The following is an 18,412-nucleotide window of genomic DNA, read 5'->3' on the forward strand; positions in this document are numbered from 1 at the left end:
CTGGTCCTCGTGGCCAGGGCGTTTTCGTTTGTGAAGAAGGACTCGTCTTCATGCTGCTTCGTGCCGTCATCTTCGACCTGGATGGAACCCTGGTGGACTCGCTGGGGGACATCGCCAATGCGACGAACCACGCGCTGGCCCACCACGGCCTGCCCACCCATCCGGAGTCCGCGTACCTGCGCTTCGTGGGCAGCGGTGTCCGGGAGTTGATTCGCCGGGCGGTGCCTTCAGGGCAGGACGCGCTCATCGAGCCGGTGCTGGCCTCCTACAAGGCCTACTACGACGACCACCTCTTCGACCGGACCGCGCACTACCCGGGCATCCCGGAGATGCTGACCGCGCTGGCCGCGCAGGGCACGAAGCTGGCGGTGCTCAGCAACAAGTCAGACGACTTCGTGAAGCGCCTGGTCGCGCGCCTGCTGCCGCAAGCCTCCTTCGCCGCCGTGTACGGTGAGCGGCCGGAGCTGCCGCGCAAGCCGGACCCGACGGCGGCGCTGGCGGTGGCCTCGGAGCTGGGCGTACCGCCCGCGGCCTGCGGCTTCGTGGGGGACACGTCCATCGACATGGACACGGCGCGCGCGGCGGGAATGTACGGCGTGGGCGTGGCCTGGGGCTTCCGCGAGGTGGACGAGCTGAAGGCCCACGGCGCGCGCGCGGTGGCCGCCACCGCGGCGGAGTTGCTGGCGGCGCTGCGGGACGCCAGGCCTTGAACAGGAGGAAGACCCGCGGGCGCACTCCAGTCCCGCTTCGCTGTTGAGTAGAGGGCGGCGACCCTGAGCGGTGTGTTGCTCCGGCGACCCATGTCCCCGGGCGGCCGCCATTCGAAAAATGGCTGCGTACAGTGCGGAGCCCATGCGAGCTCCGATGTTCCGCCGCCCTTCCGCCGCGAGACGCGCCGTGGTCCTGGCCACGGCGTGGGTACTGGGTTGTGGGCGCTCGCCTTCCTTCGGGGAGCGCGAGCCCTTCATTCCCCGGGACACCGAGGAGGTCCTGGCGCGCGTGCCGGCCGTCGGTGTGGATGCGCGCGCCCGCGAGCGTGCCGCGCTTCGCAAGGCGCTGGCCGGGCACGCCGGACAGTTGGACATGGCGCTGCGCCTGGCGCGGTTGGAAATCGAGGCGAGCCGCGTGCTGGGAGAGCCTCGCTACCTGGGGCGCGCACAGGCGGCGCTGCGTCCGTGGTGGGACCTGGCCACGCCGCCGCCTGGCGTGCGGCTGGTACGCGCCACCTTCCACCACGCGCGGCGCGACTTTCCGGCGGCCTTGGAGGACCTGGACGCGGTGGTGAAGGAGGACCCCGGCAACGTCGACGCGTGGTTGCTGCGCGCGGAGGTGTTGGGGATTCGAGGCGAGCATGCCGAGGCGGCCCGCAGCTGCGCGAGGCTCACCGCGTTGACCTCTTCGTTGACGGTCGCGGTGTGCGAGGCCCGGGTACGAAGCCTCGCGGGCCATTCGCGCAAGGCGCACGCGCTCCTGTCGGAGGCGCTGCGGCGCAGCGAGCGCAGTCAGGAGTCACGCACGCGCGCACTGGCCACGCTGGCGGAGGCCGCCGCGCTGGCGGGGGATGCCGGTCTGGCGGAGCGTTACTTCCTCCGGGCGATCTCGCTGGATTCGAAGGACTACGCCGCACGCGCGGCCTACGCGGACCTGCTGCTGGACGCGGGCCGCGCGCGGGAGGCGGCCGTCGTGGTGATGGACCACACGCAGGACGACCGGTTGCTCCTGCGCCACGCGTTGGCGGAGAATGCGCTCGGGTCGTCACGCGCGCCCGAAGTCGCCCACGCCTTGTCCCGCCGGTTCGAGGAGAGCCGCCTGCGGGGGGACAGTCTCCTCGCGCGCGAGGAGGCCCGCTTCGCGCTCCAGGTGGAGAATGCGCCGGAGAAGGCACTCCGGCTGGCGCAGGCCGTGTGGGTGTCACAGCGTGAGCCATGGGACGTGCGGCTGTTGATTGAAGCCGCGCTGGCCGCTGGCAGACCGGAGGCGGCCCGGCCCGCGCTGGACTTCCTTCAAGCTTCGGGCTGCGAGGACCCGGGGCTCGTCTTCCTGGCCGAGCGCGTGCGGAGTCTGCTGCCATGAGCCGTGTTGCCCTGCTGTCGCTCCTACTGGCCTCCCTGTCCGCCCAGGCGCAAAAGCCGAGCGACAGCTACCTGCGACTGACCGAGGCGGACGGCCAAGGCATCTCCGGCCGGTGGGATGTGTCGCTCCAGGACCTGGACGACGTCCTCGGGTTGGACGCGGGCGGAGACGGCGCCATCACCTGGGGCGAGGTGCTGGCGCGCGAGGCCGACATCCGGCGCTATGTGCTCGGCCGGCTGGTGCTCGGGGCGGAAGGTGCACCCTGTGCGCTCGTTTCCCAGGGCGGGCTGCACATCCGGCGGCACTCGGACGGGGCCTATGCGGTGCTGGACTTCGACGCGCGCTGCACTGGCTCCGCCGCGCGGCTGGACGTGGACTACACGCTGCTGTTCGACAGCGACCCGCTTCACCGGGGCATCGTGCGCGTGGGCGCGCGCGAGCCGCTCATCTTCTCCGCGTCCCAGCACTTCGCGCGGGTGCGCCTGCGGGACGAGTCTCCCTGGCGCACCGCGGAGCGCATGACGGTGGAGGGGGCGCTGCACATCGTGACTCGGGCCGACCACCTGCTCTTTCTCTTCGCGCTGCTGCTGCCGTCAGTCCTGCGCCGTGGCGCGGACGGGCGGTGGGTGGCCGTCTCGGATTTCGGCACGGCGCTGTGGGACGTGGTGAAGGTGGTGTCCGCCTTCACCGTGGCGCACGCGCTGACGTTGGTCGCCGCCACGCTGGGCTGGGCATCCCTGCCGCCGCGCTTCGTGTCGGTCGCCATCGCGCTGGGCATCCTGGTGGCGGCGCTCGACAACGTCCGCCCGTTGGGGTGGGGGACTCGCTGGACGGTGGCCTTCGTGCTGGGACTGCTGCACGGCTTCGGCTTCGCGTCGGTGCTGGCGGGAATGGGGCTGTCCACGGGAAGCCTCGCGCTGGCGCTGCTGGGCTTCAACCTGGGCGTGGAGCTGGGACAGGTGGCCTTCGTGGCCGCGTTGCTGCCCCTGGCTTTCGCCTTGCGCGAGGCGCCGCTCTACCGCCGCGCGGTCGTCGTGGGCGGCTCGGTGGCCATCGCGCTGCTGGCGTGCCTCTGGTTGGCGGAGCGCGCCCTGGGCCTGGGCGTGTCGGTTACCTGACACGCGGGAGCGCCGTGTGCTCCGCCCGCGTGTCAGCGTTGGGGCCACATGGCCGCGTCAGACGACTGTGACTCTGTACTTGTCCTTGTCCTCCGCCCGGTTGTGGGCGGTGACAGCGGCGACGATGTGGCACACCCAGCCCAGGCACCCACCCGTGCCAATCCAGAAGCCTGGGGTGATGATGAGCCAGAACAGGCCCCGGAGCAGGTCCCCGTTGTAGATCTGCCCCACGCCAGGGATGAGAAAAGACAGCAGGGCTGCGATTGCGGGACGCGACATGGTTCGGGTGACCTCCTTGTCTTCCCCTACGGGTGAGTTCCGAAGCCATTGCACTTCGCCTATCGGTTCCTGGACGGTTGCCTTCCAGTCAACCGGGGGGCAGGTGCAATACCGGCGGTGCCCCGGCTAGCATGGCCTTCATGGATACCCGCCGGGTCGGCGGGCGGGTGTCGGGGGGATGGGTCATCTTCGGGCTGCTCCAAGCCAGTGTACGTGGAGTCCAGGGCCGGCATCTGCTGGAGATGCTGGGCCTGGTCGTCGTGTACCTCCTCGCGGGGGCCCTGGGGCAGCAGGTGGCCATCGTGGGCAACATCAGCCCGGCCTGGCCTCCGGCGGGGGTGTCCCTGGCGGCGCTGGTCGTGCTGGGGGTGTCACGCTGGCCCGGTGTCTTCGTGGGCGCGTCGGTCATGTCGGTCCTGGGGGATGTGCCTGTCGTGGCCTCGCTCGGCGTGGGCGTGGGCAACACGCTGGCGGCCGTGCTCGGCGTAGGCCTTCTGCGGTGGGTGGGTTTCGACAAGGGACTGGAGCGGATCCGCGATGTCGTCGCGCTGTGCGCAGGAGCGGGCGCGCTGTGCCTGGGCGTGAGCGCATCGGTGGGCGTGGCGAGCCTCGTGCTGGGCGGGCGGCTTCCCTGGACGTCCCTGGCCGCGGGCCTGCGCGTGTGGTGGGTGGGGGACTTGATGGGCGTGCTCGTGGTGGCGCCGCCGTTGATGCTGTTCAAGCGGTGGTCCTGGCCGCGGCGAGGCGGCGAGGCGGTGGTGCTCGCGGGGCTCACCACGGTGCTGGGCGGCGCCATCTTCTTCGTGCCGGATCTGCCGCACAGCGCGGCGCATGCGGCCGCCTTCCTCCTCTTCCCCATGTCCGCCTGGGCCGCGCTTCGCTTCGGCCCTCGGGGCGCGGCGGCGGCCACGTTGTGCATCGCCGCCGCTTCCATCGTGGGCACCGCGCGGGGGCAGGGGCCCTTCGCCACCGATGACCTGCCGCAGGACCTGCTGGTGCTGCAGCTCTTCATCGCCGCCAACGCCGTCACTGGGTTGCTGCTGGCGGCGGCGAGCACCGAGCGTCAGCGCGCCATCGGCCAGCTCCAACTGCTGGGCACCACCGTGCGGAGCGTGCACGAAGGCGTCCTCATCGTGGAGGTCCGCGCGGGCGGCGCGCTGCGCACCGTGTTCGCCAACCAGGCCCTGTGCTCGCTCCTGGGATACCGGCTGGAGGAACTGGTGGGCCAGGACCCGTGCTCGCTCTACGGCGCGCAGGAGCCGGAGTTCCGTCAGCGCACGCGGCAGTCACTGCTCGCGGGCGAGCCGGTGTTCGCGGAGGTGAAGCTGGCGCACAAGCAGGGCGACCTCGTGTGGAGCGAGGTGCTGCTGTCTCCGGTGCGCGCCACGGGCGAGGACATCACCCACTTCGTGGCCACCCACCGCGACATCTCCGCGACCAAGGAGCTCCAGGCCCGCCTGGTGGCGGCCGAGCGTGTGGCCGCGGTGGGGACGCTCGCGGCCGGTGTGGGGCACGAAATCAACAACCCGCTGGCCTACCTGGTGCTGAACCTGGAGGCCGCCGAGCGCGGATTGAGCCAGGGCGGCATGTCGGGCATGCGCGACGCGATGGGCAGCGTGCGGGGCGCGTTGGAAGGCGCCGAGCGCATCCGCCTCATCGTCCGGGACCTCCAGGTGTTCAGCCGCCAGGGGAACCAGGACTCGGGGCTGGTGGACCTCAACGCGCTGGTGCCGCCCGCGGTGCGCATCATCAGCCACGCGCTGCGCCACCGCGCCCGGTTGGTGGAGGAGTTCGGTCCGGTGCCGCGCGTGGCGGGCAGCGAGGCCCGCTTGGGACAGGTGCTGCTCAACCTGTTGGTGAACGCGATGCAGGCCATCCCGGAGGGCAACCCGTCCATGAACGAGGTGCGCGTGCGCACCAGCACGGATGTCTCCGGCCGGGCCCGCGTGGACGTGGTGGACAGCGGCGCGGGGATTCCCGCGCACGTGCTGCCGCGCATCTTCGAGGCCTTCTACACCACCAAGTCCAGCGGCGAGGGCACGGGGCTGGGGCTCGCCATCTGCCAGCAGATTGTCCGCGCGCACGGGGGCGAGCTGGAGGTCCGCAGCGAGCTGGGCCGGGGCTCCGTCTTCAGTGTGCTGTTGCCGCCCGCGCGCGTGCAGGCATCCACGCCGCCGCGGCCGTTGCCACGCGTCAGTCTGCCTCAGCCATCCGTGGCCCGGCGGGGCCGGGTGCTGGTGGTGGATGATGAGCCGCGCCTCGCGCAGTCCATGCGGCTGCTGCTGGAGCCGTTCCACGACGTCGTCACCACCACGCGGGGCAGCGAGGCGCTGGCACTGGTGGACGCGGGCCACCGCTTCGACGTCATCCTGTGTGACTTGCAGATGCCGGAGACGGACGGCGCCGCCGTCTACCAGCACCTGTGCGCCCACGCGCCGGACCAGGCCGCGCGGGTGGTGTTCATCTCCGGCGGTGCCTATACGCCGGAGTCCCGCGCGTTCATCGACACCGTGCCCACCCGCGTCTTGGAGAAGCCCGTGCGGCCGGACCTGCTCATGGCCACGGTGGCCACGGCCCTGACGGCAGTGGACGCAATGGGGTCGGAGCCGCGCGTGGATGAGGCGTCACCCGTGGCGGCCGTTGGCGGCGTGCGGCACTGAGGCATGCGCGCGCTCCGGGCCGCGTGCTCACGTCGTGGCATCCACCCGCGATAGCGCGTCCCGGATGGCGGCGCACAGCGCGGCCCGCTCCGTGAAGAGCGCGGTGACGTGTCCGGCGTCCACCCAGCGCAGCTCGCTTCGGGGCCAGTGCGCGTGCAGCGCGAGCGTTTCATCACCGGGCACGAACCCGTCACGTCGGCAGGCCACCAGGACGGCCGCTTCGGGCTGCCGCGGAGGCGGGAAGCGCGCGACGTTCGCCAGGTCGAAAATCCGTCCCAGCCGACTCCGGGCCTGCTCCGCGTCGCGCCGGGGGCCATCCAGCAATGCAAAGGCAATGGACCAGGACAGCAGCCCCTGCGTGAAGACGGGGACGGGAGACGCTCCAGCCGCGAGCGCCGCCACGGCGAGCGGCTCCGGGACGACGGCCGCCGTCAGCGCCGCCATGTAGCCGCCCATGCTGTAGCCCGCCACGCCCAGGCGCGCATGGCCCTCACTCCGCAGCCACGCGAGCAGCGCGCGGGCCTCGTCGACCATGCCCAGGTTCATCAAGACGTGGTCGCTGACGGTGCGCAGCGCGCCACCCTTCTGCCCCAGGGGACGGCGCAGGCCGTAATAGGGGTTCTCCAGCAGGAACAGGTCGATGCCTTCTCTCGCGAGCGGCGCGTACATGCGCTCTCTCAGGGAGAAGCCCTCCTCACGGGACGCAGCGAGCACGACGCAGGCGCCGCGTGAGGGCCCTTGCCCCGCGCTCAGCCACCGGACATGGGCCGTGCGCGCCGCCGCGTCGAGCCGGGCCAGCGGAGACGGAAAGGTGCCATCCCGGACCTGGAGACCGCGATGGAGCCGGGGCGCGCTCCACTCGGGCGCGATGGGCGGAGGCCGCTGTTGGAACGGCGCGGCCGCCGCGACCTCTTCGAGGAACTGCTCATCACCCCAGCCCTGGGAGAAGAGCCGGGCGCGGCGGGACAGGCCCGCGAAGAGGACGTCCACCGGATGGGTTCGCAGCACCCGCGCCATCCTATGCCCCCGCCCTTGACGCCGCGACCAGTTTAATCAAATGATTGAATCAATGGATTCATTCAAGGGGTTGTTCCAGTCGCTGCCCCGGGTGGGAGTCTGGTTCCGCCAGGGGGACATCCAGCCCGAGGAAGTCCAGGTGTTCTGGCGGCACATGCAACGGTGCTTCCCCACGGACGCGGTGTGCGCTCACTCGAGCCCCGCGCGGTTCTTCCCGCGCGCTGGCGTGGCCTCGGGGCATTGTCTCCACCTGCCTTTCGAGGTGGGCGTGCCCCGGGCCGGGTGGGACTTGTGGCGTCAGGTGGTCGCGTGCACGCACGCGGTCCAGCACGCGCTCCAGTTCGAAGAGGACGGCCTGGAGGTGTCCCTCGCTTCTTCCGCCGCGCGTGCCCGGGGTGAGACGGAAGCGCTGCGGTGCGACCTGGAGTTGCACTTCTGGCGCCACGGCACCACGCCGCCGCTTGGGAGTCTGGCCTGGCGGCTGCGCGCGCAGGGCTGTCACGCGGAGGACATCGCGGGGGCGGGGCATGTCCTCGCTTTGTCCGCCGCATCCATCCGGCAGGGGGCCGTGGAGAACGAGGCCTCGCACGTGGCCCTCCAGTGGTTGGAAGCGCACGTGCCCCATTTGCGGTGGGACCGGGCGTATCATTCCCGGGCTCGTTAGGAATGCGGCTGGGGGGAGCCGGGCTTATCACTGCAAGGTGCCCCCCATGACCGCTCAAGAACGCATCGAGCGTGCCGCCAGCGCGCTGAAGGTCTTCCCCCTCCCGTCGGCGGTGCTGTTCCCGCACACCGTCATTCCGCTGCACATCTTCGAGCCGCGCTACCGGGCCCTTGTCCGGGACGCGCTCGCGGGCGACCGCGTCCTGGCGCTGTCCCAGCTCGAGCCCGGTTGGGAAGGCAACTATGGGGGCCGTCCGCCCATGCTACCCATGATGTGCGCGGGCGTCATCGTCTGGGACGAACAGGTGGAGGAGGGTCGCTACAACATCCTCCTCCAAGGCGTGAGCCGCGTCCGCATGACGTCCGAGCTGACGACGGAAAAGGCCTACCGGGAGGTGCTCGCGGAGGTGCTGCCGGACATGCCCTACGAGGGCCCTGAGGAGGAGCAGTTGCGGCAGGCCGTCTTCGAGCTGGCCGGCCGCGTCCCGCCGTCCTTCGCGGAGAACCTGCTGCCGGTGGCCGCGCGGGCCCAGGGTGGCATGCTCGCGGATGTGGTGGCCTCCGCCGTCATCCCGGAGCCGGAGCGGCGGCAGGAGCTGCTGGCGGAGCTGGACGTGCGCAAGCGCCTGGAAGGCGTGCTGGAGGACGTGGGGGCGCTCATCGGCAGGCTCCAGCCCCTGCGGCCCACCGGCCCCTTGAACTGAGCGGGTTGCGCTTGCCTTGTCCGGCGGGCCGCGCATTGCTGCGCGCCAGACGCGTCATCGAAAGGGACGGGAGCAACCATGCGGCTCGTGAAGCTCGGGCTTGCCAGTGTGAACACCACCGTGGGGTCCTTCACCCGGAACACGGACAAGGCGCTGGCGTTGGCGGGGAAGATGGCGGCGGAGGGCGTCACGCTGGGCGTCTTCCAGGAGCAGCTCATCGCCGGCTACCCGGCCGAGGACATGGTGCAGTGGCAGGGCTTCATGGACCGCCAGTGGCCGGAGCTGGAGCGCTTCGCGCGTGAGACGGCGCCCTTGCCCACCGTCTTCGTGGTGGGCGTGGGCGTGGCCCACCAGGGACTGCGCCTCAACTGCGCGGCGGTGGTGGCCGGTGGTCGCATCCTGGGTCTGGTCCCCAAGGAGAAGCTGCCCACCTACAGCGTCTTCTACGAGGCGCGCACCTTCGGCCGCGGTCAGCCGGGCATGGCGGAGGTCCACCGGGGCGTGCCGCTGGGGGACTACTTGTTCCGCTTCGACTTCGGCGTGGTGTCCCCGGAGGTGTGTGAGGACATCTGGAGCGCGGACGGCCCCATGCGGCGGCGCACGTACTCCGGCGCGGAGCTGGTGGTGAACCTGTCCGCGTCGCCCTTCCGGCTGGGCTTCGTGGAGACGCGGCGCGAGCTCATCGCCACCCGCGCGGCGGACCACCAGTGCACCATTGCCTACAGCAACGCGGTGGGCAGCAACGACGGCCTCATCTTCGACGGCGGCGGCTTCCTCAACCAGAACGGCCGCCACGTCATGGAGACGCCGCGCTTCCAGGAAGGCTACGCGGCGGCGGTGGTGGACCTGGACCGCACCCTGCGCCTGCGCGCCGAGGCCACCACCTGGCGCGTGGACCGCGAGTCATGGCTGGCGCAAGGCGGCCAGGCGGTGCCGGTGCTGGACTGCACCCAGGTGGTGCACACGAAGCGCGACGCGCTGACGTATCCGGTGCCTCCCCACCGCAGCTTCTTCCTGCCGTCTCCGGACACGCGCCGCACCGCGCGGGATGCGCTGTGCGAGGACATCCTGGACGCGCTCTCCCTGGGCGTGGGCGACTACTTCGAGAAGACGCGCGCCTTCAAGGTGCTGGGCATCGCGCTGTCGGGTGGACGGGACTCGCTGCTGACGCTGCTCATCGCGCACCGCTACGCGAAGCGCGCGCGGCCGGAGAACCCCGGCTCGCTCATCCAGGCCTTCTACATGCCCAGCCGCTACTCCAGCGACGCCACGCGCGACGCGGCGGAGACGATTGCGCGCGAGCTGGGCGTGGCCTTCCAGGTGGTGTCCATCGACGAGGCCTTCGAGCGCGAGCGCGCCGTCGCGAAGACGATGCTGGGCGGCAAGGACGTTACGCCGATTACCGAGCAGAACATCCAGGCCCGCCTGCGCGCCCAGCGCATGTGGAACTGGAGCAACTCCTGCGGCGGACTCTTCCTGCAGACGGGCAACATGAGCGAGAAGTCCGTGGGCTACACCACCATCGGGGGGGACCTCATGGGCGCGCTGGCCGTCATCGCCAACGTCCCGAAGACGGTGGTGATGTACCTGCTCGACTACCTCCAGGACACGACGGGCTATGAGGGCATCCGCAAGGTGCTCGCCAAGCCCGCGGGGCCGGAGCTGGCGCATGACCAGGTGGGCGAAGAGGAGTTGATGCCCTTCCCCATCCTCGACGCCTGCTTCTACCTGTACGGCAGTGAGAAGCTGACGCCCGCCGAAATCCTCCAGGCGCTCACCGCCATGTTCCCGGAGGTGGCGGCATCCCGGCTGAGCGGCTACGTGGAGAAGTTCGTCCGCCTCTTTCAGCAGTCCATCTACAAGTGGGTGCAGTCACCGCTGTCGCTCCACATCGGCAACCTGGACCTGGACCGGGAGCGCGCGTTGCAACTGCCCGTCGTCACCGGCACGGAGTGGATGCGGCAGGGGTAGCACGCTGCCATCCGCTGCCCGCATCGCGCAGGTGTGGGCAGTCCTCCACGCCCGGTGGCCTGCCCCCCGGGCAATTACCCCCGGGGGTGAGTGCCGTCTCCGCGCCTTGCCGGACGTCGCGCGGGAAACAACCTTCATGTCTGCCACTCGACGACGGAGGCATGGATGAAAGCGAAGATTCTGGCGGGCGCCGTTGCGGCGCTCATGTACGGAGGCGTTGCTGTTGCCGATGACGGCGACTGCCCGCCACCGCAGGCCAGCACCAGCCAGAGCCAGCAGGGCGCGATGGTGGCCCAGGCACAGCAGGAAGACCTGGGCGGTGATGACCTGCTGCAGGAGGACGACACCATCATCCTGGAGACGGAGCCCGTTCCCGACGTCTCCGGTCAGCAGTCGCAGGACAGCATGGGCATCGGCGGCAGTGGCCAGGAGGGCATGGACGACGCAGCCCTCGGCGGCAGCGGCCAGCAGCCCTCGAACGCGCAGGGCGAGGTCTACATGAACGTGCCCGTCCGCTGCGAGCCGGTGGGCCAGCAGGGCACGGGCGGCAGCGGCCAGGAGTCCATGACGCCGCCTCCCGCCGCGCCCCAGGGCACGCATGACAGCGAGCAGCTCGTGGTGCCGCCGGCGCCGCCGTTGGGCACGGGCGGCAGCGGGCAGCCTTCCTCGGAGCCTGTCTACCCGGAGCCGGAGTCCGCGTACCCGCCTCCGGAGTCCGCCACGGGCGGTAGCGGCATCGCCACGACGCCGCCTCCCTCCAACTTCCAGCCGTCGGCCGAGCGCGCCGAGCCGATGGAAGTGAAGAAGCACGAGGACAAGGACAAGATGAAAGGCCTCTCGGTGATGCTGGGCGGTGGTGTGGAGGGATACACCGGCGCGCTGGCTCCGCAGCTCAGCCCCGGTGCCACCGCGGGCGTTCGTGCCGCCATCAAGCCGTCCAAGGTGCTGGGCCTCGAGCTGGGCTACACCGGCGCGCTGAACAACATCCGCCACGCGGAGACGGGCGCGAGCGGACCGGACCTCGTGCGTAACGGTGGTCAGGCTGTCCTGACGCTGGGCATCGCGCCCACGGCGTGGCAGCCGTACCTGCTGGGCGGCATCGGTATCAACGACTACAACTTCCGAGGCGGTGAGTCCCTGGGGTACCGCGATGACACCGTGGGCAACGTGCCCGCGGGCTTGGGGCTGCGAGGCCACGTGGGCCACTTCGTCGTGGACGCGCGCGCCAACTACAACTTCCTCTTCGACAAGGACTTCGCCCCGGGCATCGATCGCGGCGGCGGTGACTTCGAGGGAGGCGGCAGCTACCAGGGCACGGTCAGCGTCGGCGGTACCTTCTGACGCGAAGACGAAGCCCCAGGTGGTTTGAGCAGGAATCGGTGGCGCGGTGCCCGGTAGCCAACGGGCCCGCGCCGCTGTGTTTTCCAGGGGGGCACGGGCGCCGAGGTCGCGCTAAGGTGCCGTCCTTTCACGCGGTCAGAGGAGCGTTGGATGGGTTTGAATGTGGAAGACGTGAAGGTGGGCACCGGCACGGAGGCGACGGCCGGCAAGTCCGTCACCGTGCACTACGTGGGGACGCTGACCAGCGGCTCCAAGTTCGATAGCAGCCGGGACCGGGGCCAGGGCTTCACGTTCCGCCTGGGCGCCGGGCAGGTCATCGAGGGTTGGGACAAGGGCGTGGCCGGTATGAAGGTGGGCGGCGTGCGCAAGCTCACCATCCCGCCGGAGATGGGATATGGCGCGCGAGGGTTCCCGCCCGTTATTCCCCCCAACTCCACCCTGCTTTTCGAGGTGGAGCTCCTGGACGTTCGTTGAAAGCGAGGACCTGATGGCGGCGGTCGAAATCACCAAGGACAACTTCAAGGAGACGGTGTCCAAGGAGGGCATCGTCATCCTGGACTGGTGGGCGTCGTGGTGCGGCCCCTGCCGTGCCTTCGCACCCATCTTCGAGCAGACCTCGAACAAACATCCGGACATTGTCTTCGGGAAGATTGATACGGATGCCCAGCAGGAGCTGTCCGGGGCGTTCGAGATTCGCTCCATTCCCACGCTCATGGTGTTTCGTGACGGGATTCTCCTGTTCGAGCAGCCCGGAGCGCTGCCGGCCGCCGCGCTGGAGGACCTGCTCAAGCAGGTGAAGGCCCTGGACATGGAGCAGGTCCGCAAGGAAGTCGCCGCCAAGCGCGGTGAGCCGTCGCAGGCCTGACGGCTGTTACCAGGTGCTGGGTGGGGGGCCGGTGGCATGTTCGCCGCCGGCCACCCGCTGCGTTTCAGGCCCGTGCACCTGGGGTCCTGGAACGTGAGGGCCCCGGGGTGTGTTGTCGGAGCGTGGCTCGCATCGGTCAGGCCCGGATGGGTCGGCCAGTGGGGCCGCGTATTCCCGCCTCGCACCTGGATTCGATGCCGCATTCCGTTATTCGAGACGCCCCGGGTGAGGACGCGCCGCGCGCGCGCATCCTCCTGGTGGACGACACGCCCGCCAACCTGCTGTCCCTGGAAGCCATCCTGGAGCCGCTTCGCCAGGAGCTGGTGCTGGCCCGCTCCGGCGAGGAGGCGCTGCGCGAGCTGCTGCGAGGAGAGTTCGCCTGCATCCTCATGGACGTGCAGATGCCAGGGCTGGATGGGCTGGAGACGGCGCGCCTCATCCGGGCGCGTGAGCGCACGCGCTACCTGCCCATCCTCTTCATCACCGCGTTGAGCCGCGAGGCGGCCTTCGTCACCCGGGGCTACGCCCAGGGCGCGGTGGACTACCTGCTCAAGCCCGTGGACCCGGACATCCTGCGCTCCAAGGTGCGGGTCTTCGTGGCGCTGTATCTTCGCGGCGAGCAGGTGAAGCGGCAGGCGGTGGAGCTCGCGGAGCGGCGCCAGGCCGAGGAAGCGGCGCAGCGCGCCTCCGAGCTGGAGCAGCAGCTCATGGGCATCGTCGGCCACGACATCCGCACGCCCCTCTCTGTCGTGCTGACGACGGCGAAGAGTCAGCTCGCCAGTGGCGCGTTGGAGCCGGCGCAGCAGAAGGCGTTCGAGCGGGTGGCGCGCAGCGGCGAGCGCATCCAGCACATCGTGGACCTGCTCATGGACTTCACCCGCTCGCGGCTGGGGGGCGGCATCCCCGTCGTGCCTCGGGCGGGCGACCTCAACGAGCTGTGCCGCGAGGTGGCGGACGAAATGCAGGTGGCCCGGCCGGGCCGCATCATCCGGTGCGACTTCTCACGCGACAGCCTGCACGGCGTCTGGGACCTGGAGCGCATGGAGCAGGTGGTGGCCAACCTGCTGGACAACGCCTTGAAGTACAGCCCGGAGCCGTCCGCCGTCCGCCTCTCCACCTGGGAGAAGCCGGACGCCGTCTTCCTGGAGGTCCACAACGAGGGCGCGCCGATTCCTCGCTCGCTGCTGCCGCACCTGTTCGAGCCCTTCCAACGGGGCGAGGACTCGCGGGAGCGGGCCCGCTCCAGCCTGGGCCTGGGGCTCTACATCGCCCGGGCCGTCGTGGAAGCGCACCGGGGGCGGCTGACGGTCCGTTCCTCGGAAGCCGAGGGCACCACCTTCCGGCTCTGCCTGCCCCGGCGGGCGGACGCGCGGTTGCCTGCCGGCAGTGCGAGCGACGCGGGGACCTCCCCCGCGCCCATGACGGCGTGACGCGCCGTCACTTCACCACGGTGCAGACGCCGCCGCCGTTGAGGTGGGCCTGATCCACCACGCTCTGGGTGATGAACTCCTGGAGCGTGCGCACGTCGAACGCGCCAGGCTGATAGATGACGGGCTGGCCCTGGGCGTCGCGCAGCTCGTTGCCGTCGCGGCCCCGGAGGTCGGTGAGCTCCTGCGTGGCGAGCCCCTCGGGGGTGATGACGTAGTCCTCGCCCGCGGTGGCGGCGATGGCTTCGAAGCGCAACTGCACGCCCCGGTGCGTGCCCAGCCTGTCATAGAACATGTGCTCGGCGTGGATGGTGACCTCGGGCCGGGCCACGGAGCCCTCGGGGACGATGATGCCCTGCGTTCCGTCCGCGCCGTTGATGCAGTTGTTCATCAGCGCGTTGACGGGGAAGCCCATGCGGAAGCGCAGCACGGGCTCGTTCTGCTTCGTCGCGTGGCCTTCCACGAAGTAGCTGAAGCCGCGCTCGCGCATCATCGCGAGGTCCTCCGCGGAGACCTGCCCGTCCGCCAGCTCGGTGCGCGCTTCGGGCGGGCTCACCCGGAAGCCCACGTCCCAGCGGCCCGCCGGAACGCCCGTCAATTCCACCAGGGGGATGTCGCCCTTCTGCACGTCCACCAGCACGTGGCGGCTGCTGCTGTGGGTTTCGCCAGAAGCGGAGGTGAGGGTGATGTCGCCCAGCGACACCAGGTAGCGGGTGAACTGGATGGACCAGCCATCCTGGAAGAGCGTGTCCGGGAGTCCACGCTGCGTGCCATCACCCCCGCTCATCGTGACCTGGACGTCGCCCGTGGCCACGTTGTCACAGGCCGTGCCCGCCAGGCCCCATGCCACCAGGGCCGCGCACCACCACTTCCGGGACTGCCGCCGCTTCGTGTTCATGCAATAGATGGTTAATTGCAACTTGGTTGCGAGTCAATCGAGGTGTGGTGTATCTGGGGTGTGGATGCAACCCGGATGCATAAAGTCCGCCCCTGGGCGGGCTGCTCCGGAACCGAGAGAGGTCATCACCCGTGTGGATTCCGACTCTGGTGCTCTGCGTGCTGAGCGCCACGGGCGAGTTGCCTGTGACTCCACCCGTTCCGCTGGATGCGCCTGGGCCCGTGCTGCCCACGGAGGTGCCTCCGCCCGAGGTGCCCGTCACCGTCCTGCTGCGGCTCACCATCGACCGCGAGGGCGAGGTGTCCCAGGTGGAGGTGCGGCAGTCCGCTGGCGTGGCGTTTGATCGCGCCGCGATGAGTGCCGCGCTGCGCTGGCGGTTCCAGCCGGCACGGCGCGGCGAAGAAGCCATCGACGTGCGGGTGGATGTGCCCGTCACCTTCGTGCCGCCGGTGCATGGCCACCACATCGAGCCCGTGGCTTACTCCACCACGGTCCGTGGTGCCTCCCAGGCACCGCTGCCGGTCGCCGTGGGCGACTTCCACATTCCGGTGGGACAGCTCGCGGACGTGCCGCGCCGCTCGGCGTCGGACCTGATGTTGCTGGCGCCCGGCGTCATGCTGGCCAACCACGGCGGCGAGGGCCACGCGGAGAGCATCTACATCCGAGGCTTCGACGCGGGGGAGGGCAAGGACGTGGAGTTGCGCCTCAACGGCGTTCCCCTCAACGAGGTGTCCCACGCGCATGGCCACGGCTACGCGGACACGTACTTCATCATCCCGGAGCTGGTGGAGTCCCTGCGCGTCACCGAGGGGCCCTATGACCCATCCCAAGGCGACTTCGGCGTGGCGGGCACGGTGGAGTACCAGCTCGGGCTGGCGCGGCGCGGCCTGACCGCGTCCCTCTCCACGGGCAGCTACGCCGCGCGGCGGCTGTCCCTGCTCTGGGGGCCGCCGGAGGCCAGTGAGGCCACCTTCGTGGGACTGCTGCTGCGTCAGGGCCACGGCTTCGGCCCCAACCGCTCCTACGCCAACGCGGGCATCATGGCGCAGGTGGAGCTGCGCGTCGGCGACGAGTCACGGCTGCGCCTGTTCGGCACCAGCTATGGCTCGCGCTTCGCATCGCCGGGCGTGGTGCGGGAGACGGACGTGGTGGACTCCCGGATGCCGTGCGCTCCAGATTCGGACTCGCAGTTCTTCTGCTCCTACGGCCCCAACCAGGGCGGCGCGGGGCAGCGCCACATCCTCTCCGCTGAACTCCAGTCACGGCTGAAGCGCGGCGGGCGCTTCGTCCAGCAGGGCTACGTCATCCTGCGGCAGACGCGCATCCGCGACAACTTCACGGGCTTCCTGCTGGACACCACCCCGCCGGACGGAGGGAGCCAGCGCGGTGACAACACGGAAGGGTACTACCGCGGCTCCACCATGGGCCTGCGAGGCCGCTACACCCCGGGACTGACGCTGTTGGGACAGCCGCAGCCGCTGGAGCTCGGCTACGTGGCCCGCTACGACGACGTGCGCACGCGCTCGCGCCGGCTGAGGGACAGCGGCGGTGTGCCCTACGCCACCGTCTTCGACAACCAGGTGCGCACCACGAACCTGGGGGCCTACGCCTCGTTGCGAGTCGCCCCCGTGTCGTGGCTCACCCTGCGTGGCGGCGTGCGCCTGGACACCTTCCTCTTCGGTGTGGATGACCACAACCGGCCCACCGAGGACCGCGATGGTCCCCGCCTCCCCGACGAGTCCCTGGAGGCCTACGGCTTCTTCGCCAGTCCGCGTGCCTCCGCCGAGCTTCGCCTGACGCCCCGGCTCACCTGGCTCACCAGCGCGGGCCTGGGCGCGCGCTCCAGCGACGCCGCCGCACTGTCCGACGCGGAACTGGCGCCCTACGCCCGCGTGGCCTCGGGCGAGACGGGACTGGGCTGGCGGCTGGACGGGCCGCTGGCGCTGGAGGCACGCGGCGCCTTCTTCGCCACGCGCGTGTCGCAGGACTTCGTGTTCGACGAGACGGTGGGCCGCAACCAGCCCGTGGGCGCATCGCAGCGGTTGGGCGCCTTCGTCAGCGCGCGCGGGACGCTGCAGGACCGTGTGGACATCCAGGCCTCGCTGGCCTGGGCGCGCGCCACGCTGCCGGTGCCCGGGGCCTCGGCGTGGAAGCTGTGGGACGGGACGGTGATGCCCTACATCCCGGAGCTGCTGGGCCGCGTGGATGCGTCGCTGCGAGGCACCACCCGCGTCGCGGGTCAGCAGGTGGACTGGAACGTGGCCCTGGGACACAGCGCCATCGGCCCCCGGCCCCTGCCGTTGGACCGCTACAGCGCGCCCATCTTCCTGTTCGACGTGGGCACACGGGCCCGGTGGAAGGCGGTGGAGGTGGGCCTGTCCGTGGAGAACCTGCTCGACACGCGCTGGCGCGAGTCGGAGTTCAACTACGTGTCCAACTTCCGCGGCCCGGAGGCGCCCCCGTCGCTGATGGCCACCCGTCACTTCACCGCGGGCGCGCCCCGCACCTTCATGGGCACGCTCACCCTGCACCTGGACCTCCAGGAGGACTCGCCATGACGTCCCCGCTGCACACCACCCGCCGCGCCTTCACGTGGATGTTGGGCACCGCGCTCGTGGGAGGCACGTCTGCGTGTGGCGTCTCCGGCACGGGAGGCCGCGGCGTCACTTTCCGCATGGGCCTACGCACCGCGAAGGCACCCGGGGAGGAATCGCTCGGCGAGTTCACCACCGACACGGGTTGGCGCATCCGCCTTTCGTCCGGGGTGATGGTGCTAGGCCCCATCTACATCTTCGAGAATGCCTCGCCGCTGGAGCCCACGGCCTCGGCGCCGCGCGTCCTGCAACGGCTGGGACAGTGGTTGCTGCCCACCGCGCACGCCCACGACGGGCACTTCTTCTCCGGCGGCACGGTGCTGGGCGAGTGGGACCGAGAGGTGGTGTTCGACCTGCTGGAGGAGGCGGGCGAGGTGCGGGAGCTGGGGCGCTCGCCGGGTATCGCCGGGCTGGCGCGCTCCTTCTCGCTGCTGCTCCAGCCGCCGTCCCGGGCCCTGGGCGCGGAGGGCGCGGCGCTGGGAGGCCGGTCGATGATTCTGGAAGGAACCGCCTCCCGGCAGGAGACGCACGTTCCGTTCCGGGTGGCCCTGGACTTCCCGCCGCCCGTCGAGCTGCAGCGCGTGGACTTCGTGCCCATCGCGGCGGAGCTCGACGAGGGAGGCCGCTTCGTCGTGGAGGTGCAGCCCCACCGCTGGTTCGAGGGCGCGCACTTCGACCGCGTGACGGTGCCCGAGGGCGGCGAGGTGGTGGACCTGACGCCCGACACGCAGGTGTACCGGGCGCTGACGCTCAACGTGCGCCGCTACACGGCCTTCGCCGGGACGTGGGAGCCCGCCTGACG

16 protein-coding genes are annotated in these 18,412 nt (G+C 70.6%); 13 read left to right on the forward strand and 3 right to left on the reverse strand.

Features of this window, described 5'->3' with window-relative positions; genetic code table 11:
• Nucleotides 1-50: 50 nt before the first annotated feature.
• The 3 genes from F8M74_RS08480 (at nucleotide 51) to F8M74_RS08490 (ending at nucleotide 3,191) form a co-directional block, all read left to right on the forward strand.
• Nucleotides 51-710 carry an HAD family hydrolase gene (locus F8M74_RS08480; RefSeq protein ID WP_141253241.1) on the forward strand — a complete coding sequence of 220 codons (660 nt, stop codon included), beginning with the start codon at nucleotides 51-53 and terminating at the stop codon, nucleotides 708-710.
• Nucleotides 711-852: 142 nt separating this feature from the next.
• Complete coding sequence (locus tag F8M74_RS08485) at nucleotides 853-2,073, forward strand: hypothetical protein (RefSeq protein WP_141253240.1); 1,221 nt, start codon at nucleotides 853-855, stop codon at nucleotides 2,071-2,073.
• On the forward strand, nucleotides 2,070-3,191 hold the full coding sequence (locus tag F8M74_RS08490; RefSeq protein ID WP_141253239.1) for a HupE/UreJ family protein: 1,122 nt from the start codon (nucleotides 2,070-2,072) through the stop codon (nucleotides 3,189-3,191). The genes F8M74_RS08485 and F8M74_RS08490 overlap by 4 nt, the downstream gene beginning before the upstream one ends.
• Nucleotides 3,192-3,248: 57 nt before the next feature.
• Here F8M74_RS08490 and F8M74_RS08495 read toward each other — a convergent pair whose 3' ends face one another.
• Complete coding sequence (locus F8M74_RS08495) at nucleotides 3,249-3,470, reverse strand: hypothetical protein (protein ID WP_026114050.1); 222 nt, start codon at nucleotides 3,468-3,470, stop codon at nucleotides 3,249-3,251.
• A 131-nt stretch (nucleotides 3,471-3,601) separates the two neighbouring features.
• Between F8M74_RS08495 and F8M74_RS08500 the strand changes: the two genes are divergently transcribed.
• Nucleotides 3,602-6,130, forward strand: a complete 2,529-nt coding sequence (locus F8M74_RS08500) for an MASE1 domain-containing protein (protein WP_141253238.1) — start codon at nucleotides 3,602-3,604, stop codon at nucleotides 6,128-6,130.
• Between the two features lie 27 nt (nucleotides 6,131-6,157).
• Here the strand turns inward: F8M74_RS08500 and F8M74_RS08505 are convergent, their stop codons facing one another.
• Nucleotides 6,158-7,147: an alpha/beta hydrolase family protein gene (locus tag F8M74_RS08505; RefSeq protein ID WP_141253237.1), complete on the reverse strand. Its 990-nt coding sequence runs from the start codon at nucleotides 7,145-7,147 to the stop codon at nucleotides 6,158-6,160.
• Between the two features lie 52 nt (nucleotides 7,148-7,199).
• Here F8M74_RS08505 and F8M74_RS08510 point away from each other — a divergent pair, with 52 nt between their 5' ends.
• From F8M74_RS08510 to F8M74_RS08540, 7 genes are all read left to right on the forward strand, one after another.
• A complete protein-coding gene (locus tag F8M74_RS08510; protein ID WP_141253236.1) occupies nucleotides 7,200-7,811 on the forward strand; it encodes a hypothetical protein in 612 nt (203 codons plus the stop codon).
• Nucleotides 7,812-7,857: 46 nt separating this feature from the next.
• Entirely contained in the window at nucleotides 7,858-8,514 is a 657-nt protein-coding gene (locus tag F8M74_RS08515) for an LON peptidase substrate-binding domain-containing protein (protein WP_141253235.1), read from the forward strand.
• 78 nt (nucleotides 8,515-8,592) lie between these two features.
• Complete coding sequence (gene nadE, locus F8M74_RS08520; protein ID WP_141253234.1) at nucleotides 8,593-10,485, forward strand: NAD(+) synthase; 1,893 nt, start codon at nucleotides 8,593-8,595, stop codon at nucleotides 10,483-10,485.
• 90 nt (nucleotides 10,486-10,575) lie between these two features.
• Nucleotides 10,576-11,826: a hypothetical protein gene (locus tag F8M74_RS08525; protein WP_141253233.1), complete on the forward strand. Its 1,251-nt coding sequence runs from the start codon at nucleotides 10,576-10,578 to the stop codon at nucleotides 11,824-11,826.
• Nucleotides 11,827-11,976: 150 nt separating this feature from the next.
• Complete coding sequence (locus F8M74_RS08530; RefSeq protein WP_011556774.1) at nucleotides 11,977-12,300, forward strand: FKBP-type peptidyl-prolyl cis-trans isomerase; 324 nt, start codon at nucleotides 11,977-11,979, stop codon at nucleotides 12,298-12,300.
• Nucleotides 12,301-12,313: 13 nt separating this feature from the next.
• Entirely contained in the window at nucleotides 12,314-12,691 is a 378-nt protein-coding gene (gene trxA, locus F8M74_RS08535) for a thioredoxin (RefSeq protein WP_140868686.1), read from the forward strand.
• 194 nt (nucleotides 12,692-12,885) lie between these two features.
• Nucleotides 12,886-14,121, forward strand: coding sequence for a hybrid sensor histidine kinase/response regulator (locus tag F8M74_RS08540; protein WP_141253232.1), 1,236 nt, complete (start codon nucleotides 12,886-12,888; stop codon nucleotides 14,119-14,121).
• Nucleotides 14,122-14,128: 7 nt separating this feature from the next.
• Here F8M74_RS08540 and F8M74_RS08545 read toward each other — a convergent pair whose 3' ends face one another.
• A complete protein-coding gene (locus tag F8M74_RS08545) occupies nucleotides 14,129-15,016 on the reverse strand; it encodes a hypothetical protein (RefSeq protein WP_141253231.1) in 888 nt (295 codons plus the stop codon).
• 131 nt (nucleotides 15,017-15,147) lie between these two features.
• On the opposite strand from F8M74_RS08545, the gene F8M74_RS08550 reads away from it, so the two are divergent.
• Both F8M74_RS08550 and F8M74_RS08555 read left to right on the forward strand, forming a co-directional pair.
• Nucleotides 15,148-17,574 (forward strand): TonB family protein, encoded by a 2,427-nt coding sequence (locus tag F8M74_RS08550; RefSeq protein ID WP_171410191.1) that lies wholly within the window; start codon nucleotides 15,148-15,150, stop codon nucleotides 17,572-17,574.
• Nucleotides 17,571-18,410, forward strand: coding sequence for a hypothetical protein (locus tag F8M74_RS08555; RefSeq protein ID WP_141253229.1), 840 nt, complete (start codon nucleotides 17,571-17,573; stop codon nucleotides 18,408-18,410). The genes F8M74_RS08550 and F8M74_RS08555 overlap by 4 nt, the downstream gene beginning before the upstream one ends.
• The last annotated feature ends 2 nt before the right edge of the window (nucleotides 18,411-18,412 follow it).

It is taken from the genome of Myxococcus sp. CA023, assembly GCF_010998615.1.
In the GTDB taxonomy this organism is placed as follows: Bacteria; Myxococcota; Myxococcia; order Myxococcales; family Myxococcaceae; genus Myxococcus.

What these genes read in the sequence shown, in the direction of transcription:
- F8M74_RS08480 (WP_141253241.1), top strand. Translation starts at nt 51, where the DNA reads ATGCTGCTTCGTGCCGTCATCTTCGACCTGGATGGAACCCTGGTGGAC.
- F8M74_RS08485 (WP_141253240.1), top strand. Translation starts at nt 853, where the DNA reads ATGCGAGCTCCGATGTTCCGCCGCCCTTCCGCCGCGAGACGCGCCGTG.
- F8M74_RS08490 (WP_141253239.1), top strand. Translation starts at nt 2,070, where the DNA reads ATGAGCCGTGTTGCCCTGCTGTCGCTCCTACTGGCCTCCCTGTCCGCC.
- F8M74_RS08495 (WP_026114050.1), bottom strand. Translation starts at nt 3,470, where the DNA reads ATGTCGCGTCCCGCAATCGCAGCCCTGCTGTCTTTTCTCATCCCTGGC.
- F8M74_RS08500 (WP_141253238.1), top strand. Translation starts at nt 3,602, where the DNA reads ATGGCCTTCATGGATACCCGCCGGGTCGGCGGGCGGGTGTCGGGGGGA.
- F8M74_RS08505 (WP_141253237.1), bottom strand. Translation starts at nt 7,147, where the DNA reads ATGGCGCGGGTGCTGCGAACCCATCCGGTGGACGTCCTCTTCGCGGGC.
- F8M74_RS08510 (WP_141253236.1), top strand. Translation starts at nt 7,200, where the DNA reads ATGGATTCATTCAAGGGGTTGTTCCAGTCGCTGCCCCGGGTGGGAGTC.
- F8M74_RS08515 (WP_141253235.1), top strand. Translation starts at nt 7,858, where the DNA reads ATGACCGCTCAAGAACGCATCGAGCGTGCCGCCAGCGCGCTGAAGGTC.
- nadE (WP_141253234.1), top strand. Translation starts at nt 8,593, where the DNA reads ATGCGGCTCGTGAAGCTCGGGCTTGCCAGTGTGAACACCACCGTGGGG.
- F8M74_RS08530 (WP_011556774.1), top strand. Translation starts at nt 11,977, where the DNA reads ATGGGTTTGAATGTGGAAGACGTGAAGGTGGGCACCGGCACGGAGGCG.
- trxA (WP_140868686.1), top strand. Translation starts at nt 12,314, where the DNA reads ATGGCGGCGGTCGAAATCACCAAGGACAACTTCAAGGAGACGGTGTCC.
- F8M74_RS08540 (WP_141253232.1), top strand. Translation starts at nt 12,886, where the DNA reads ATGCCGCATTCCGTTATTCGAGACGCCCCGGGTGAGGACGCGCCGCGC.
- F8M74_RS08545 (WP_141253231.1), bottom strand. Translation starts at nt 15,016, where the DNA reads ATGAACACGAAGCGGCGGCAGTCCCGGAAGTGGTGGTGCGCGGCCCTG.
- F8M74_RS08555 (WP_141253229.1), top strand. Translation starts at nt 17,571, where the DNA reads ATGACGTCCCCGCTGCACACCACCCGCCGCGCCTTCACGTGGATGTTG.